Source organism: Xanthomonas arboricola pv. juglandis, from assembly GCF_001013475.1.
GTDB classification, from domain to species: Bacteria; Pseudomonadota; Gammaproteobacteria; order Xanthomonadales; family Xanthomonadaceae; genus Xanthomonas; species Xanthomonas arboricola.
In genome coordinates this window covers 648,554-664,857 of sequence record NZ_JZEF01000001.1, presented here as the reverse complement: position 1 = coordinate 664,857, position 16,304 = coordinate 648,554, and the positions used below count along the sequence as shown (strand labels likewise).

General features: G+C 64.6%; 6 protein-coding genes. All 6 read right to left on the bottom strand.

Annotated features, from left to right (window positions below; translation table 11 throughout):
• Positions 1-319: 319 nt before the first annotated feature.
• Positions 320-2,755 (bottom strand): glycoside hydrolase family 127 protein, encoded by a 2,436-nt coding sequence (locus XARJCFBP2528_RS02710; protein WP_016903931.1) that lies wholly within the window; start codon positions 2,753-2,755, stop codon positions 320-322.
• A gap of 1 nt (position 2,756) precedes the next feature.
• Entirely contained in the window at positions 2,757-5,813 is a 3,057-nt protein-coding gene (locus XARJCFBP2528_RS02705) for a TonB-dependent receptor (protein ID WP_053055003.1), read from the bottom strand.
• Positions 5,814-5,879: 66 nt separating this feature from the next.
• Positions 5,880-7,646: a DUF6055 domain-containing protein gene (locus XARJCFBP2528_RS02700; protein WP_219722043.1), complete on the bottom strand. Its 1,767-nt coding sequence runs from the start codon at positions 7,644-7,646 to the stop codon at positions 5,880-5,882.
• Between the two features lie 181 nt (positions 7,647-7,827).
• A complete protein-coding gene (locus tag XARJCFBP2528_RS02695; protein ID WP_047124284.1) occupies positions 7,828-10,173 on the bottom strand; it encodes a S9 family peptidase in 2,346 nt (781 codons plus the stop codon).
• A gap of 193 nt (positions 10,174-10,366) precedes the next feature.
• Positions 10,367-11,953, bottom strand: a complete 1,587-nt coding sequence (locus XARJCFBP2528_RS02690) for a family 43 glycosylhydrolase (RefSeq protein WP_016905033.1) — start codon at positions 11,951-11,953, stop codon at positions 10,367-10,369.
• The gene (locus XARJCFBP2528_RS02685) at positions 11,950-16,296 is read right to left on the bottom strand and encodes an Ig-like domain-containing protein (RefSeq protein ID WP_039815089.1); all 4,347 of its coding nucleotides are present in this window, start codon (positions 16,294-16,296) and stop codon (positions 11,950-11,952) included. The genes XARJCFBP2528_RS02690 and XARJCFBP2528_RS02685 overlap by 4 nt, the downstream gene beginning before the upstream one ends.
• Between the last annotated feature and the right edge of the window lie 8 nt (positions 16,297-16,304).

Below are 16,304 nucleotides of genomic sequence, written 5' to 3'. Positions count from 1 at the left end.
TTGCAGCGGCGCGTCGCAGCGAGATGGTTGCGACGGCAATACAGTGGACACGCAGACAACCTGCGCTGCGCGCGACCGCAATCGATTACGCAACACCGCGCGTTGTCGGAGAGATTGATTCCGCACTGAAGTCGCCCATGCGCTCCAGTTTCACCAGCTGGTCACAATGTGCCTGTGCGCACGCGCCACGTCTTGTCGCATTTGTCGACAGTGCGTGCGGAAAACAGCATGGTTTCTGGCCGGGCGCCAACGTGCGCAGCGTGCTCCACTGCGTCAGTGCGGTCATGCCGGTCCTCACCGCACCGACATTGCCGCGCGCTCAGGCATGCAACAGCCAGCCGCCGAACAAGGGTCCTGCGGTGTCGCCAGCCTGCGGCTCGATGCGCAGGGTCAGCAGTGCATGACGTGTCATCGCGATCGGCAGCGGGTAGTCGCGATCGACGAAGTCGACGATGTCGCTTGCATCCACCTGCACGGAAACGGCAGACACCCCGTCGACCAGGATGGTGAACCGCCCACGGTCGCTGCCCCAGAAGCGCAGACGCAATACCAACGGTGCATCGCTGCCGCGCATGCGGAACTGGACGAAGCCCTTGCCGCGGACATCGCGAAACTGTTGGCGGCGGTACATGCCGGAAAACGAGGTATCGCTGGTCAACCCATGCGCCTGCTCGGACGCGTCGTCGCCGAACTGGATGATGTCGACCGCCCTGGTCAGCAAGGCACTGCGATCGGCTTGAACTTGCGCGCGTCGCCCCTGCTCGGCAGACCATTGCGCGGTGGTCATCTGCCTGAGGTAGAGCGCGCTGTGGCGCTCGTACTGCGCGTAGAACGGAACGAAACGCAGCGGCTGCGGACGCACGCTATTGACCAGGTAATGACCGGGTTGCGGCAAAGCAACGCACTCCGACAACGGCGATGCGTCGCTCACCAGCACCGGGTCCGGCCCCTCATAGGGCGCATCCACATCGCCCAGATCGGCGGCCAGCGCAAGCGGCCCGCGCATGACCACCACGGTGCTCGGATCGCCGGCTGCATGCTCCAGGCGCAGCGGCATCTGCAACGCGAGTTCGATGACATCGCCCGCGATCCAGCGGCGTGCGATTTCTACATAGCCATCCACCGCTGCGAACTGCTGCGCCCGTCCATTGAGACGCAGCGTAAATTCATCCTGGCACCAGGCCGGAATGCGCAGCAGGAGGCGACGCGGCGCCAGCGCACCGGCACGCAGCACCTGCAGCCGCACATCGCCATTCTCGGGCACGCCGCTGTCCAGTTCGATCGCGACATCGGCGTCGTGCCAGTCCAGCGTCGACGGGATGTAGAGATTGACGTACAACGCATCGCCGGCATGCCAGTAGATCGAATCGCCGAACTGCGCATGCGCTTCCATCCCGCTGCCGACGCAGCACCAGAATGCATCGAACTTGTCCGAAAAGCCGCGCTCGCCACCGGTGATCATGGGGGTCATATAGGTGAACATGCCGGTGGCCGGATGTTGCGCGGCCATGGTGTGGTTGTGCAGCGTGCGCTCGTAGTAATCGAAATAGCGTGCCTGCGGCATCCACTGATACAGGTGCCGGGTCAGCTTGAGCATGTTGTAGCTGTTGCAATGCTCGCAGGTCTGCTCGGTGAGGAAACTGGCGATGCTGTCCGGCGCCTGGAAGTACTCGCGGTCGGCATTGCCGCCGATCACATAGCTGTAGTGGTGGGTGACCGTCTCCCAGAAGAATTGCGCGGCAGCAGCGGCATCCACATCGCCGGCCACTTCGAACTGCCGCGCGGCACCGATGAACTTCGGCACCTGGGTATTGGCGTGGTGATGCGGTAGCGCATCCTTGCCCGACTGCGCCGGACCAATGACCTTGTCGTGACGCAGACGCTGGCCGATGGCCACCCAGCGATGCTCTCCGGTGCGCGCGCCCAACTCCAGATACGACTCGTTGAGCCCACCGAACTCGCTATCCAGCAGCGCCTGCATCTGCGTCTGGCTGAGTCCATCGAAGATGCCGGCCAGATAGCCGGCAAGCGGCTGCAGCACCTGCAGCGCCTGTGCATTGCCGGCCAGCGCTTGAGCATCGAGCAGGCCTGCGAAGAGTTTGTGCACGGTGTAGAGCGGCGACCAGCTGCCATTCAAACTGAAGGCGCTGGCATTGATCACGCCACCGCGCAGGTCTTCGAAGACCTGCTTGCCCGCTTCGATCTGGCCGGCGTCGTTCTTGCGGGTCAATCCGCCGACATAGCCGCTGCTGTCCTGCGCCTGGGCGCGCGCGAGTTCGGTCACGATGTAGTCCACGCGTGTGCGTAGCGCCTCATCGCCAGTTTGCGCATACATTTTCGACAACGCGCTCAGATAATGTCCCAGCGTGTGTCCGGCGATGGTGTCACCCTCCCAACCGCCGTAGACCGGGCCTTTTGCCGGCAAGCCGGCGTAATGCAGAAAATTGTGCAGCAGCCGGTCTGGCTCGAGTTCGAGCAGATAGCGACGATTGGTCTGCAACGACTCCAGAAACAGCGAGGGCTTCAACCTGACCGCCTGCAAAGGCACTGCGGTGACCGCGCCGGCCTGGCTGGCCGCCGCCTCCAGGGGCAGCCGCAGCCACCCCGCTGCCACCAGCAGCGCACTCCATTGCAACACACGGCGACGCGAGGCATCTGCCGGTAACCCGTCGTTGGCCGGTGCCGCAGCATGCGGACATGCGGCATGCGTAGGCGATGCGTTGGTCGATACGTTGGGCAAGCTGTCGTCGTGCATCTCAGTTCCAGTTGTAGCGCAGGATCACGCCGGTCGTGCGCGGGTAAAGAGCGGTCTTGGCGCCGTAGTAACGATCGCGTTCCCAGGTCGGCCTTCCATCTACAGTGCCGGCGTATGCGCCGTAGAATGGCACCGAGGCAATTTCGGTGTCCTGGTTGAGCAGGTTGCCCACATTGAGTTCCAGCCGCAGCGTCTGCGGCCCCCAGTGCTTTTCGTAAGCGGCATTCAGATCCAGCGTCCACCAGCTGGGAAAGCGCCCCAGGCTGCCGCGCGACACCGCCACGCCGTCGCAGTAGAACGCCGAGAGACCGGCGTCGTGGGCCGCATCGGTGGGATCGGGATGTTGGCTGTAGCACGAGCGCGGCGCCCCGCTCTGCCATACCGCCCCCAACCCCAACGACAGACCGCTCGCACCGAAGGTATGCGAGGCGTTGAGGCGCAGCACATGCCGCACATCGGCCGGCAATGCACCGCTGCTGCCGGCCGACAACGCGCCATACCGGAAATTCGGCGCGCCCAGCACGTTGCCGTTGGTCTCGCCGTAATAGCCTTCGTAGTTGCCATAGACGTGCTTCCAGGTATAGCCGAACAACAGGAAGAACGGCTGCTCTGGCGTTTCCGGATGCACCAGTTCCAGGCTGGCGCTATAGGCCTCGCGACGCGGTTTGGCCAGCCCGGTGGCGCTGCCGGGAATGGACACCCGTTCGCGTTGCCCGTCGCCATCCAGATCGTTGTCGATCACCACGGCGCTGCCGGGATTGATCAGCATGTTGTTGCCCAGGTGCGGGTCGGCATAACCCAGCGACTGCAGATAGACATAGGCGGGACTGGACAAGCTGCTGTTGAGATCGTTCCACACCGCCAATGCCCGCTTGACCGAAGAGTGGTTCAATTCCAGCGTGCCGGACCAGTGCGGCAACAGCTGATTGTCCTGCAGATACACGGTGTAACTGTCCTGGCGCGCATTGCGCAGATTGCGCGAGGTCATCGCCACCGGCTCGCCGATGATGCTGGCGTTGGTGTAGCTGCCGATCTGTTGCGGCGCGATCGGTGTGCCGTCCGGATTGATGCCGCTGTAGGTGTAGGCGACGTAGGCATCGCTGAAATCGTTGAACAGGCTGGTCAGGATCACGCCGGGAACCGGCATGGTGTACACGCCGGCACTGGCGCCCAGCTTCATCGAGCTGTCGCCACGCACATCCCAGGACACGCCGAGTCGCGGCGAGGTGGTGTACAGACCCAGCACGTTGCGGCCGTTGGCAAGACGCGCGCCGCTGTTGTCGCGACGCAGGCCGCCGTAGACCACCCAGCGCTCGGCCGCCTGCCAGTAGTCTTCGATGTAGGCGCCACGATTGACCTGGGTCAGGATGCCGCCGCTGTTGAACACCTGGGTCAGCAGCACCGGCGTATCGGCCGGCACCACCAGATCGCCGACGATCGCACGCTCGGTGGGGCGGCCATAGTTGAGGTAACGGTAGTTGCCGTTGCGGCCGTAGACATTGAAGCTGTCGAACGACAGGTCGTAATGTTCCGCACCGACTTGCAGCTTGTGCGCACCGAGCTGCCAGGTGTAGTCGGCGCGGAAACCGCGCTTGCGGTAGTTGGCCGGTTCCTGCGAATCGCGCATGCCGCTGGCCAGGACATGTTCGACCCCGCCCGGCTCGTCGATGCGCACCGCATACAGGCCGGCGTCGGAAAAGGTGTTCTTTTCCATGTGGCTGAAGTATCCGGCCATCAACGACAGATCCATGCGCTGGTTGATCTGCCAGCGGTAGCGCCCCAGGTAGAAGGCATCCTCGCTCTGGAACAGCACATCGCGCAGATAGCTGCGCTGCGCATCCGGATTGGAGGGCTCGGCCAGGCTGTCGATGCGGGTGTAGTTCTTGCGATCGGACTGCGCAGCCGTCAGGTCCAATTGCTGGGCGTCGCTGATGACCCAACTGAGATTGGCCGCGGGATTGTTGTAGGCAGCGCGCGTGGTGCGCCATTCGTCGCCGATTTCCCCTGCCATGAACTGCGCTTGCGCCTGCGGCCGATTGTTCTGCACAACCACATTGAAGAACAGCGTGTCGCGTATCAGCGGCCCGGACAGACTGTAGGTGTTGTTGAACGCGGTCTCGGTCTGGCCGTTGGTGCTCAGGTCCTGGTAGTAATAGCGATTGACGCCGTCGCGCTGTTCGATCAAGTACGGACGAACCTTGGGGTTGAGCACGCGCGAGGACGGCAGCACGATCGACGACGCGAAACCGGCCCGCAAGGTGTTGTCGCCGGTCTTGGTGGTGGCCGCGACCGAGCCGCCCATCGCGTTGGAATACTTGGCCGAGGCGCCATTGGCGATCACCTGCGCCGAGCCGATCATGTCGCCCGGCACCGAGCTTGCACCGGCGCCGGTGTAGTCGAAGGTGGTGTCGAACTCGTTGATGTAGTAACGCGTCTCGGTGCCCGAGCCGCCATTGAACGAAGCCAGTCCCGAGCCCTGCCCCGAGGTGACCTGCGACATGTACATCTGCGGCAGCTGGGTGAGCAGATTGGCGTAGCTGCCGCCATCGCTGGCACCGCTGGTGTCCACACCGGTCTTGCGAAACAACGCCTGGTTGTACTGACGTACCAACACCGGCGTGCTGACGTCGATGGGCACGGTGTTGTCGAGCGCATTGTTCACTGCATCGGCATGCACCTGCACGGTCTCCAGGGTGAGGCCTTTGAGATCGGCAGCAACGAACGCGGGTACCGGCGTGGCGCTCCCCGGCCGCACCAGCACATCGCGCCAGACCGGACGCTGGCCGCCGATCTGCAACTCCACCCGGTACGCGCCGGGAGCAAGGCCGGTGACGCTGAACTTGCCATCGGCGCCGGGTGTGCGCGTCTGGCTTGCGCCGGTGTTGAGATTGCGGATGACCAGGCGCGAGGTGGCCGCTGCATCCGCCGCCACGTCGCCATAGACCGCGCCGGTTGCCTGTTGGGCATGCACCTGCAGCGCCGGCAGCAAGCTTGCGCAGGTGGTCCAGCAAACCAGAAAGGGAATCGATCGGAACGACAACCAACGGATCTCTTGCATGGGCCACCTCGCTATTGACGAAACCAGCGCATCCGCACAGCCGTCGGCGAACGCGCGCAAGTCAACTTATCGACAGGGTTGCGGTTCGAAGTTGTGGCCGTTGGTGTTCCAGTTCCGATCCAGGCCGTCGGTCCCTTTGTAGGCGTAGCAGGTCGTCGCGGGGCCAACCAAGGGCGTTGCGCCCTGGATGCCGACCTCGTAGGGAAAGGTCGTTGCGGTCTTGCCGGCCAACTGTTCTTCGCCGGTGGGAACCACCGAATAGCGGTACGGCGTAGCGGTCACGACCAGGTAGTAGGTAGTGCCGCTTCCGGCTTGCAGCGGAAAGGTCACGGTGGCGGAGGCGGTGCCTTCCACTGCGGCCAGCGGCGTATAGCGCGGATGCGACTGCGCATCCAGGGCCAGCACGGTGAACCGCCACGACGCCTGATCGGCATTGGTCTTGCCCTTCAAGCTGACCGCGATCGACGTGGCAGCGGCATCCGGCGTCAGCGGAATCACGTGCGTACCGTAGATATTCAACGGGCGCTCCGGCGACGAGGCGTAATTGCCGCGCGTGGACAGCGGCTTGAGCGTCACGTAGCGCTTGCCGGCAGCATTGCCGTTGCCGATATCGAGCATCGCTTTTTGGCTCGCGAAATCGAACGCCGCCAGGCGTGCGCCATAACGCCCGACCATCTCTGCGAACGAGCGGTATCCGTTCGGAAACTGCCCGCCCTGCTGCCCCAGACGCACCAGCGTCTGCACCGGCATTTCCAGGGTGTCGCCTGCGGGATTGCGCTGATTCTTCAACCACATGTCCCAGACCAACGGCCGGGTGGCATCGTTCTCGTCCAGATACATCAGGAAGGGATGCGCGCCATAGCGGCTTTGCGGAAAGAACGGGCCGTTTTCCAGATTGGAGTAGTAATACGACACCCATTGGTCGTCCATGCGCGTGGTCTGGTAGGCGCTCCAGTTGGCGTTGGTTTCCCAGAACCACCCCGCCGCTTGCAGGTTGCGATAGCCGCCGCTGTAGTACTGGATCACATGGGTGAACTCATGCGCGATCGAAAATGACCCAGTGCCCAGCGCCCAGGCGGTGGCGCCGATGGACTGACCGCCGGAGGCACCGCAATCGGTGAGATCGCCGCCTTCCACATAGGGCAAACCGGTGGCGCACACGTACACGTTGATGCGCTTGGGCTTGGCGGCGTTGGCATAGGGCATCGGCGCATTGAGCACCTGTGCATTCATTTCCCAGACCTGTTCCAGCCACGCGGCGCTTTGCGCCACGAAATCCTTCCAGGCGACTCCCCGGCTGGCCACATCGCGGTAGCTCTCGCCTCTGGTGTCGACGCCGTACCAGAGCGCGAAATGCTGGGTTTCGTATTTCTTCGCCGAGCCGTTTGCCAGCATCGCCGGCGTGACGGTGTCGGCTGCGGCCTCGGTGGCATAGCTGCGCGTATCCTTGCGCAACGGGTGTGCCTGGGCCACCGTGGCGACATAGCGGCGATCGCCATCGCCGAAGGAGTTGAGTTGGTAGCGCCGGCGGCAGCCATCGGCGGACTCCAGCAAGACCGTGCGCCACGACTGCGCGGAGGCCTCGCCAACGGCGATGACCAGCCTGGCATCGAAGGGCCGGCCCTGGGCGATACCCGCATTGTTCGGCTTTCCGGCATCGGCCTGGGTGTTGTTGGGTGTCCAGGTGCGCAGTGGCTGCGCGGTGCCCCAGGGATAGCGTTGCGACAGGCTTTGGCAGCCCACCGTCTCTGCGGCCAACGCCAGACTTGGCAAGGACGAAGCCAGGACAGCGCCAAGCATCCATCGGGACGCACGGGTGTGCGATGTTTCCATCAGCTTGCTCTCCAGTACGAAGCGCACCGTGATGGGCGCTTACCTGATCGAAATGCGTCATCGACCCTGGGACCGATGCCGGTAATGCCGCGCGTTGCACATCCGCCGGCGGAACCTTGCATGCTCGACGCGTGGACGCGCCGGAGCAAGGCGGTGTCGGTCGTGGCATGCAAGGGCTGCATCATTGCGCCGGCACCGCTGCCGACACACGGTTCCACTCCGGCGTTGGCGATCGCTGCATCCAGCGCACGAAGAAATCCAGCAGACGGCGCTTGCCGTAATCGCCGCCGGCACCGTGATCGCCGCCGGGCACCACCACTAGATCGAAATCCTTGCCGGCCTTGATCAGGCGGTCGGCGACCTGGAAGGTACTGGCCGGGTCGACATTCATGTCCATGTCGCCGGTGATCAGCAACAGATGGCCTTGCAGACGTGCGGCGTTTTCCACATTCGACGATTCGGCGTACCACGGCCCCACCGGCCAGCCCATCCATTGTTCGTTCCACCAGATCTTGTCCATGCGGTTGTCGTGGCAACCGGAATTGGCCACGCCCGCCACATAGAACTCCGGATGAAACAGCAGCGCGGCCAATGCGTTCTGTCCGCCGGCAGAAGTGCCATACACACCGACGCCGCCGCCGATGTCGTACCACGGGTACTGCGCGGCAGCGGCGGTATGCCAGGCGATACGATCCGGCAAGCCGGCGTCCTTGAGATTGCGCCAGGCCACGTCGTGGAAGGCGCGCGCGCGATTGTTGGTGCCCATGCCATCGATCTGCGCGACCGCAAAGCCCAGCCCGGTCAACGCCGGGACGCGTGGGGTGAAACTCTTCGGCACAAACGAGCCTTGCGGGCCGGCGTAGATGTCTTCGATCACGCGGTAGTGCTGTTTCGGGTCCTGTTGCTGCGGGCGCTGGATCACGCCCCAGATCTCGGTCTTGCCATCGCGCCCGGTGGTATGAAACGGCAACGGCGGCTGCCAGCCGGCCGCCTGCAAGCGGCTCAGGTCGGTGCGCTCCACCGTGCGTGCCAGGCCGCCATCGGCGCTGCGCCGAAGTTCCAGCACCGGCCCCAGATCCACACGCGAATAAAGATCCAGCAACCACTTTCCATCCGGCGAATAACTGACCTGATGGTCGGCGGCGATTGGCGTCAATGCAGTGAGCCCGCTGCCGTCCAGGCCGATGCGATAGGCATGGCGGTAATACGGGTCTTCGCCGGCCTGCATGCCGGAGGCGGTGAAGTACAACTGCCCTGCGGCCTCATCGAGATAATCGAGCTTGCGCACCACCCAATCGCCACGCGTGACCTGGCGGATCACCTGCCCGCTGCGGCCGTCGTACAAATACACATGCTCCCAGCCATCGCGCTCGGAGGCCCACAGGAGTTGCGCGCCGTCGGCCAGGTCACGCCGCGCATGCTTGCCGCCGGTCTCATGATCGCCGCTGAGGTCGGAGTATTCGATAAAGGTGGGCGAGGTTTCTTCGATCAGGGTGCGTGCGGCGGCCGTGCGTGCATCTACTTCGATCACCCGATACAGCTGATGCCCGCGTGCGTTGTATTCGAAGGTCAACCCGCGGCTGTCCTTCCACCAGACCATCTCGCTCAAGCTGAAGGCATTGGGCAGCAACGTCATCGCCACCGGATGCGCCGCGCGCGTGGCGATGTCGAACAACACCGGTTGCATCACCGGCAATACATCGCCGGGCTTGGGATAGACCTGTTGGTGCAACTTGGGCTGCACCTGATCGGCCGGTGCCGATTCGATGTAATAGACCATGCGCGGCGGTGGCGCCTTGACCCGGTACGCAGCCAGATGCTGCGAATCCGGCGACCACACCACGCTGTCGAGCGCGTAGTAATCGCCCGCACTTCCATCACGACTGAGTACGCTGCGCTCGCCGCCGCCCACCGGGGCGATCACCAGATTGGCCTGCTCCACCCAGGCGCGCCAGCGACCATCCGGCGATACCATGGCCTCACGCTCGCCCTGCTTGAGCGGCAACCGCATGTCCATCGATTCGGCCGGCACATCGCGCTCCGGCACATGCGCGCAGCGATAGCGCGCCAGATCGCATTGCCAACCGAGGCGCGCCAATTGGAAGCGCAAGCGCTGCTGTTCCAGACCGGGCTGTTCCAACTCCAGATTCGCTGCATCGACGTCCTGCGCACCGGCCTGCGTCAACGCCGCCGCCAGCCGCGCGTGATCGAAGGCCAGCGTATTGCGACCACTGGCGGCATCCACCAGGCGGTACTCGATGGCCGGCGCCTGATTGGCACGTGCAACGCCGCGCCGATACAGAAAGCGCCCTGCATCGATCCACACCGGCGCCGTCGGTTGGTGGTCGACCAGGGAGGCGTAGCGATCGGACAAGCCCATCGCCTGCATGTACTGCGCCGGGGTTGGCGTGGGCACTACCGATGCCGCCACTGCGCTTGCCGAAAACGAGCAGAGCGCGATGCTCAGACACCCCGCTGCGATGCTGTGCCAGCGAGAGGTCGGTGTGGGATGCAGCGGTGGCTTCATGCGTTTTTCCTGGAATGGAATGTGGTCACGATCAGCGCCTGTCATGCAGGTCGAGATGGGAGAGCGTGGTTGGTGGCAGTGCGGTGATTGCCCGACTCGGGCACTCCCTGACTGGGCTGCCTGCACGCCGACGCTTGCGCAGCGTCGCCAGCATCCAGCCGACGTGCGCGCGCCAGCGCTTTTTCCAGCCGCGTCAAGGCGCATCGCAGTGTCTACTGTCGGCAACGCTCGCTGCAGGCAGACGCTGCGGCTGCGGCGCCAACACTTCCCATTCCTGCACCGCCAACGCGGCGTGGCGGGTTCCGGCGCCGGAGGCATCCAGCACCACACGCATGCAACGCGTGGTCACCGGCGCGAACGACACCGCTTCGTAGCGATCAACGCGCGTGCCGTAGTTGTCGCTCGGCTGCACCGGATGCCACTGCCCGCCTTGTCGAAATTCCAGATGCCAACGCGCCGGCGGTGCCACGCCAATCTGCGCACCGGCCGGCTGATCGGCCCAGAACACGATGCGGGTGCGGTCCAAGGTCACCGGCTGCGACCAGCTGTATTGAAGCCACTGCTGCGGTGGATTGTCAGGCGTCCAGCTTCCCCATAGTTGCGGCGGCAGCGGATTGGCCTTGACGATGCCGTCGTTGAGCGCGGCCATCCAGTACTGCAGCGGAATGTCCGGGCCGTTGGAAGCGGTGGCATAGGCGGCAGGCGCCTGATTGCGCTGCGGCGATGTGGGCGGCTGCACGCGCCGGGTAGGTATGACGGTGCGGATGCTGGCCGGTTGCGTGCTGTCGTCCCACTCCAGCCGGTCGATCGCCAGGCTGCGGCGAAAATGCCCGCCGCCCTGCGCATCGGCAGTGTGATAGACCAGATACCACTGCTGGTTGAAGGCGACGATACCCGGATGCGAGGTGGTCGAAGACACCGGCGGCAGCACGATGCCGCGATACGTCCACGGGCCCAGCGCGGTCGGCGCGCTGGCATAGGCGATACACGCATGGTAGAGCGTTGGCGTACATGCGGAATCGCGGCCGGCGTTGTTGGCCGCATACGCCAGGTAATAGCTGCCGTTGCGCTTGAACAGCCAGGGCGCTTCGAAATAGCCGGCCAGCGTCTCCACGCGCACCGGCGTGCCCTTGAAGCTGACCATGTCGCGCTGCAGCTCCACGCCATACAACGCGCCGAAGGTGCCCCAGTACAGATACACGCGCCCGTCGTCGTCCACCAGCACGGTCGGGTCGATGTTCTGGATGGCGTTGCGGTTGGGCACCGATTGCGACACCACCGGCCCTTGCGGATGCGCATCGGTCCATGGGCCGAGCGGGCTGTTGGCCACCGCCACGCCGATGGCGAATGGATCCTCATTGGGCGAGCTGCGTTGCTGCACCGGCGCATACAGGTAATAGCGCCCATCCGGCCCCTGCACGATCTGCGATGCGTAGGCGTAGCGTTTTTCGGCCCAGGCGAACACCTGTTGCGGGCGCAGTACATCGCGGTAATGCGTCCACTGCCCGCTGCCCGGGTCGCTGCTGACGAACAACTGCCAGCCGGGCATGACGAAGGCATTTTGGTTGGGTGCAGCGGTGTCGCGCCCGGCCAGGATGTACAGCTTGCCATCGGCCACCAGCGGTGCCGGGTCGGCGGAATACGTGCTGCCATCGGCCAGGATCGGGTTGCCGGGCGCATGCAGTTGCGTGCCCTGTGATGGCGTTGCGGCACACGCTGGAACACCACTCAGCGATAACGCACATGCAAGCGCAACCACGCGAGTGAGCAGGCGCGTCATGGCGTGGCGGCCTTGATCTGCAGCGTGAGCGGAACCGACACCTGCCCGGTGGGTGCACGCCCCTGGGCCGTGCCGGTCACCGTGATCTCGCCGGGTTGCGCGTAGCGCGCAGGTGCCAACGCCGGCCATTGCACCGGCAACCGTTCGCGTGAGCCGTCGTTGTACTGCACGCTGACGAATCCCGGCAGCGTGGGTGCATGCCCCATTTGCGTGCTCACCACCGGCAACGGCTGCACGGTATTGATCTGCCCTGGTGGCGTTGCGCGCACCCAGATCGTGGCCTTGACCGGAAGCACGCCTTCGACCAACCCCTGCAATTCCACTGCGCCCTCGCCGCTCAGGCGATCCGCTGGCAATTGCGCCCACTGCACTGCCACCGGCAACGCGCTGCCATCGGCGAAGAACGCGCTAACCTCCTGCGGCAGCGTGGGCAGTTGCCCGGGCGCAGTGCGCAGATCGATCGCCTCAAGCTGCTTGGGCAACTCGGACAGCACCTGCCATTCGTCAACGCCGACTGCCGCATGCCCGGTCGCAGTTGTTTGGGTCGTCAGCACGGCGCGCAGCCCGGTTGTCACGATGGGCGCAAAGCGTGCCGTACTCACTGCGCCGACGGCGGCAATCGGGTAACCACCGTCGGCGACGATGTCGTGCCATTGCCCGTCGCGCAGGAACTGCAGCGTCCAGCTGGAGGGCGGTGCGACGCCGCCGTCGGGTTGGTCGTCCCACAGCGACAGCGTGCTGGACGACACCCGCACCGGCCGTGGCCACCGGTACTGCAACCAGACCGATGCAGGCTGCGCGCGGCCATAACTGCCCCAGCGACGCGTATTGCCAGGCACACTGCCCGCAGCGGGAATGAAGCCGTCGTTGAGCGCCTCCACGCGGTGATGCGCGCTGGTGACTTCGGCGCTGGCAGTGGCCATGCCCTGCAACGGCACTTGCTGCAGCGCCGGCGATTCGGGCGCATCCACCTGCACATCGGCATGGCCGGCGAGCGCGCCATCGTTGGCAAGCAACCGCAGCGAGTAGCGCCCTGCACGGGTAAAGCGCACCGCCGTGCGCAGTGCGGCGGCATCTGCAAACAGTGCCTCGCCGCCGTCGGGCGCGTGGTGTGTTTGCCAATGCACTTGCAACGCGTCAGTGGGCAAGCCGTCGTCGCCCACGCGGCCATTCACCACCACGTTGCCATCGGAACCGGGATCGTCCAGCTGCCACGCCTGCACCTGCGGCGGCGCATTGCCGGCGCTTGCAGGCACCGGCAAGCCGCTGTCGAAGACCTGAATTTCCTTGATGCCGGTCCGCGCACTGCCGGCATGGGTCACCACCACACGCAGCGCACGCGCACGGATCGGCGGAAAGCGCATGCGGTTGCGATTGCCTTGCGCGAACGGTGCATCGCGCACCTGCCCTGGCACGGTCTTCCAGCTGCCGTTGTCCTGGTACTGCACAACATAGACCCATGGCGCGACGTAACCGGGACAGGTTCCCGATGGAAAGCCATGTTGCTCGCCGGCGGGCGAAGAACTGCGATAGAAATACACCACCAGCTGATCCAGTTGCCGCGCCTTATCCAGCTCCAGCGCAATCCAGTCGCTGGCCGATGGGGAGCCAACCGTGCCCCAGAACGGCGTATTGGCGGTGCTGCCATCCACTGCTGCGTCAGCCGGGAAACCGGGTGCGGCGAAGCTGGCGGTGACATGCACGCCCTCGGCGAGATTGCGGCTGGCGCTTGTGGGAAGTGCTACGTCCATGCCGGCCTTGTCCAGGATCTGCGCGGTGCGCGAGGTCGCGGCAAAGCGCACCTGCGACATCGACGCCAGTTGCATGGGATGCGCCTCGAGCACCTGCGCCACACCATTGCGATTGACAGCATCCGGCGCTGCGCTCACCTGCCCGCTCGCCGGGTCGTAGATCACATGCGCCAGCCGGTCGACGCGAAACGCCAGCCTGCCATCCAGATACACGCTATATCCCCTGCCCACCTTGCCACCGTAATGAGTGCCGGTGCGGTCCCAGACGATACTCAGGTCGCGATCGCGATAGCGCAGATGTTCGGCAGCAAAATGTTCCCAGCCGATATCGATCGGATACAGCTCGATCCTGTCGTCGCTGCGCGGGCGCAAGCCCATCGCGTCCTCGATCATGCTGAAGTTGGTCGCACCCAACTGGGTGTGGTGGATCCATGAGCGGTAGCCGATCCGACCACCGTCGTTCGCACTGCCCTTAGCCCAGAACTCGTTCTGATCCGGGTAGCGGTTGTCGCCATCGACATAGGGCGCCCAGGCGTTCCAGTACAGCAACTTGCGGTAACTCTGCGCACTCAGATACCGGCTGGGATACTCGCGTAACGCTGCACCGAGCAGCCGGAACGCCACCGTCGCATTGATGGTGGAAAAGTTGTTGCTGCCCGCATCGGCGCCGCTGCTGCGCGCCTGCAGATCGACCTGGTTGGCGGTATAGAACGGAAACAGCGGGTACTGCGCCGCATCGGCGAACAGCCGCAATGCGCGCACATACTTGGGATCGTAGTCCGGCTCACCCTGCTTGGGCATCAGGCCCACGCTGAAGGGGTAATAGTTGTTGGTTTCCTTCCAATCCACCGGCAGGCGCGGCCCGCTGGCCTGGCGGTGCTTGAGCAGATCGCCGTGCAAGCCCACCGAGTCGGCGCTGTCGCTGTGGTCCTGCCACAGCACCTCCACCACCGCATGGCGGATGCGTTGCGCAGTGGCCTGCATGCGTTGTGCCGTCGCGGTGTCGCCTGCCAGTAATGCGGCCTGCGCGGCGGCCTGCGCGTTGGCATACACATACGCGCTTTCGGTGCGATCCATGCGGATCTGGCCGTGCTGTCTGGCCCAATCGAACGACACCGCATCGGCATCGTTGCCGGTCATCGTGGCCCAGTCGTATTCGATCAAGCCGTTGTGATTGAGGTCGTAGGCGGCCAGCACCCCATCCACATCGCCGCTGCCGTAGCGCGCCAGTTTTTGTGCCAGTGCGGCCGGCCCGCCATGCACCTGCATCGACCGCCATGCCGAAGCGGTGATGTATTGCGCATAGGAGTTGGACCAGTGTTCCGGCGAGCCGGGATTGTCGGTGTATTTGCCGCCGCCGGCGGTTTCGCCGGCACTGAGCCAGCTGCCGTAGGCATACAGCGGGTCGCGCAGATACTTCAGGTCGTCCAGAAACACGCCGGTGGTCAGCACGATGGCGTTGTTGTAACCCAGCACGCCTTCGATGGCGACAGGAAACTGGTAATCGTTGCCCGGCACATTGGCATCGAGAAAATTGAAACGCAGCACCCACCAGCGATAGAACAGGCTCTTGGTGATGTTCTCGTCGGGCGTGTCCAGATACGGCAGGTTGTCCACCCACCAGCGGTTGTAATGGCTGACGTGCTGCTGATACGCCTGCTGAGGCGACTGCTCGGCAATGCGAGTGTACTCGGCGCGCGCTTCCGGCAATTCGTGCGTGAGCAGGCCCAATTGCAGCTTCATTGCCGGGCTTTCGCCGGTGGCGGGCACGGCCACCTCGCGCAGCAGACGCGTGCCGTCCACCCGAAAACCGTCGCCGGACAGCCGCGCAAACACCGTGGTGATCGCGTTGTAGGCATCGAAGGCGCCGGTCAATTCATTACCGTCCGCATGCTGCGCCAGCGGCGAAAGCGCCTGTACCGACAGCGTATGCGCCGCGCCATCCAGGCTGGACAAGGCGATGCTGGCCACTGCGACATTCTGCTCGGTGATGTACTTCACCAACCGCATGCGCACGCCTGCGCTGGCATCCTCGAACACGCTGCTGAAATAGCTGGGCGTCTGCCGTCGCTGCGTGGCGTCCTCTTTCCACTGCACCGGCTGCGTGGCTTGCGTGGACTGGATGCGCAGCAGCGCGTCGTAATCGGTGGCATGCCAGTACGCCACCTGGCCGACAAAGCCGGGTTGCGCGGGTTGGTGATCGGCCAGATAGGCTGCGCGTCCGCGGGTGAACAGCCACGTGTTGTCGTCGCCGGCACCACCGCCCTCGCCCTCGCCCTCGCGCGCCAGCATGCGGTCGATCCAGAAATCCTTGCCCGGCGCCTGCCCTGCTCCGTGGGCGATATCGGCGGCATAGATCCTTGCCAGTTGTCCGCCAGGCGCGAATGCCACACCGCTGTCCGGCACCGGATGCGCGAGCCCCCGAAAACGTGGCTCGCCAATGGCCGCGTTGGTCATCACAATCGGCACATCCTGCATGTCCTTGGCGATTGCCGACGGCACGCTCAAGACCGCGCCCAACCAGAACAGCGCTGCCGCACCGCAACGCGGCGTCGCACGCAGCCAGCGCCGGTACCGATACAGGAACGCCATCACGCCGG